The sequence below is a fragment of the Oribacterium sp. KHPX15 genome, assembly GCF_900107835.1.
Lineage (GTDB): Bacteria > Bacillota > Clostridia > Lachnospirales > Lachnospiraceae > Oribacterium.
The window spans coordinates 12,003-14,981 of sequence record NZ_FNRG01000043.1; the positions used below are offsets into that span (position 1 = coordinate 12,003).

Sequence of the window (2,979 nt, forward strand, 5' to 3'; positions counted from 1 at the left end):
GTGTTTTTGTTTACACAGAGCTTATTGTAGGTGTCTACATCAAGATAGTTTCGTGAGTATGCCTGACCGAAAATAAGATAGAACATTTTCAAGAAGGATTCTGTGTACTGATAGGAGTATTCGTTCTCATAATAAAGAGAAGAAAGGTAATCATTAACCTCTGCAACAGAAATATCATCCACAAAGCGCTTGCCCCATTTATCACAGAGATGATTTTTCCATAAAGAATCTTGTTTTAGTATAGTTTTATATGCTCTGTCCTTCCTTCCGTTCTGGCAGTATTCATCAAAAACTTCCTTCACTGTTCTTCTGGAGATCTTATGTTTTCGCTCCATTTCTATATGTGCAGAAGTAATTGCGGCAGCCCTAGCCTTTGTAGCAGCTGCTTGAGATTTCAACTTACCGCCAAATTCATCTGTAGTCTTTTTTCTGGAAATTCGTTTTCCATCAATCAGAATTGAAAAACGATAAGCCCAGAATCCATTATCCATCTGATAAACACCGTTCTTTGTTGCCATATTATATACCTCCAAAATGGTACTTTTGTGGTACCTTTTTTTACTAATAAGCCAAAATCTCCGTGCATAATTAGAATGAATCTAAAATACATTCTAAAAAGGAAAAAAAGAAATAATGGCAAAAGTACAGAATGTGGAACTATCTTACAGTGATATATTCCACGCAATACAGAGCAGCGAAAAGATACAGACATCTCTAGATAGACAGCTTGAGATCCAAAAGGAAATAGAGAAATACCGAGATGCACAATCAGCTCAAAGAATAAGAAATCCGATTCTAAGACTGATGAATGAATTTCTCAAAAACACATTGGGTATCGATCTATCACCGGCTCCGGCTATACCGGAAGATCTTAAAAAGGAATTTAACGAACAGAAAGAAATGTTCGATACCGCATCTAGGGATGTTCTTAATACCATACGGAAGATGGAATACGTCCGAATGGTCCAGCTTGGGATATCTCAGACAGATGCAAAGGACCTCATAGAGAAGTATCGGATAGCTGAACCAGAAAAATTCAAAGAACTTATTTTGGAAGAATACGAAACAGACTACAGGGAAGCTATGAAGAATAACGAAACACCTATAAAATATACAAATCTGAGGGAATGGGAGATTGAAGAAAAGAACCTTAGAAAGACAACGGTGAGAGATGACTGCATGAGACTTGCACACAAGCTACAGTTAAATCTCGTGACAAGCGACAGAACCCTCGACAGCGAAGGGAACTATCATCAAAACTTCGTATACGATGCAGATGATACTCATATAGAAGGTGATCTCTATTCACCCGAAGACACAAATAAGCTGAGGGAAGAACTTGATGATGTATCTCATACAGTAGACCGAATGCTCAATAGAGAATTCAAAGATATTCTTCCCAAGATTAAAGAATTAGAAGAACACGCAAAAGACGCTGGCTGTTTTCTCCAGATATCCAAGGACGGAGTATTATCGCTTTCTTATTTTGATGAAATGGGAGATGAACACGTTCCTTATTCCGTATCGCTTGATGGAAACGAATGCGTGTTTTTTGAGGAATGCCTGGCAAATATCGGGATAAGGGAACAAGAGATAGAAGAAGGACTTAGCGGCAATAGCTACAATATACTCGAGTATGAAGACGTATCTCCTGCTTCAAACCTAGAAGAAAATTTAGATCAATGGGATTCCGGTCAGAATGACGAGGGAAACGGATTTATAGACCAGGATATGTTTTATGATATGGCTGATGACATGGATGATCTCGCTCCGTAAAATATAAGGGAAATGGTGTTTGAAATGAGCTTCAACAATGAGGCTCATTTTTTAATTGAATTTTTCAAAAAAAACTAATAAGGTCAAAACCTCCCCCATAATTGTTTTGATGGCGAAAAGCACTATAACACCGAAAAGGAGATTGAATACATGAAGCTTATAAAGAAATTAGGTATCATAGGTGGCATATCAATAATGGGTTTATGCTCTATGACAGGCGCAATGGCCGGATACAGAGGAATAACATCCACAACAGAGAACATCTTCTCAGTAGTTGCCGGAAAATCCAATGACAATGATGCAGCAACAATCATCGAGGATGAACTTGATAAAATTCTTTATGGACCGGACGGAGAAGAGGGTACCAGCGACGATGGTGAAGGTGATCCTGATTACCTTATGGCACTTGACCCAGGGGCTGAGAAAACAAAAGATCCTGCTATAAGAAGCCAAGTTGCATACGACTCATTAGTTTTCGTGAAAGTTGAAGTACCGTTGTTGAAAGGTACTATCGGCGGCAAGGACGGAGCGTATGAAGCAATGCGTCTCATGAAGAATGGAACATCCCTAAACGACATGTCCGTTGGTGATGAAGTAGGTGATTTTAAACTGATGAAAGCCGAAAAGAGTGATTCAACAGAAAAGAAATCTGTCTACTATTTCGGATTCATGGGAACCCTCGAAGGAAGAGATCACGAAGATGAAAAGCTGAATGAGACTTCTACTTTGTTCGACACATTTGTGGTAAACGATTTTACAGCAATAGATGGAAAATACTTCACGGCAGATGCCGACGTAGATATTTCTGCTTTCATCATGCAGGATGTGAATCCTGAGACTCATATGGAGTATAAGGATATAGATGAAGCTTGGAAGAAGCTTCTGGATGCAGATGTGATAGACTCCGACAAGGATTGATTGGATTGTGAATCCCTGATTTCATCATAGAAAATATGGATTTTGAAAAGTGTTTGCGGATTTTCTGCAGGCACTTTTTTTATTGAAATAAATTTTATCGTCCAATAAAGAAAGTGTCCTTTCCCTTGATGTATAAGGTTTCGTCAGCAATATTATATAGGATATTACTAGTTTATCGTCATTAAAAATATCTAGTCACCGAAAAATACCTACAGACCGTTGATATATAAGGCTCTAATGGCGTTTTTTGATGACTAGATAATGTTAAAACAACATTCATATTTC

The 2,979-nt window shown here is 38.1% G+C and carries 3 protein-coding genes; 2 read left to right on the forward strand and 1 reads right to left on the reverse strand.

The window, feature by feature from the left end:
* On the reverse strand, window positions 1–518 hold a 518-nt coding region (locus BLV86_RS17975; RefSeq protein WP_175456591.1), incomplete at its 3' end, for a hypothetical protein.
* Window positions 519–633: 115 nt separating this feature from the next.
* Between BLV86_RS17975 and BLV86_RS15910 the strand changes: the two genes are divergently transcribed.
* Both BLV86_RS15910 and BLV86_RS15915 read left to right on the forward strand, forming a co-directional pair.
* Entirely contained in the window at window positions 634–1,776 is a 1,143-nt protein-coding gene (locus BLV86_RS15910; RefSeq protein WP_090819485.1) for a hypothetical protein, read from the forward strand.
* A 150-nt stretch (window positions 1,777–1,926) separates the two neighbouring features.
* Window positions 1,927–2,694 carry a hypothetical protein gene (locus tag BLV86_RS15915; RefSeq protein ID WP_090819488.1) on the forward strand — a complete coding sequence of 256 codons (768 nt, stop codon included), beginning with the start codon at window positions 1,927–1,929 and terminating at the stop codon, window positions 2,692–2,694.
* Window positions 2,695–2,979 lie beyond the last annotated feature (285 nt).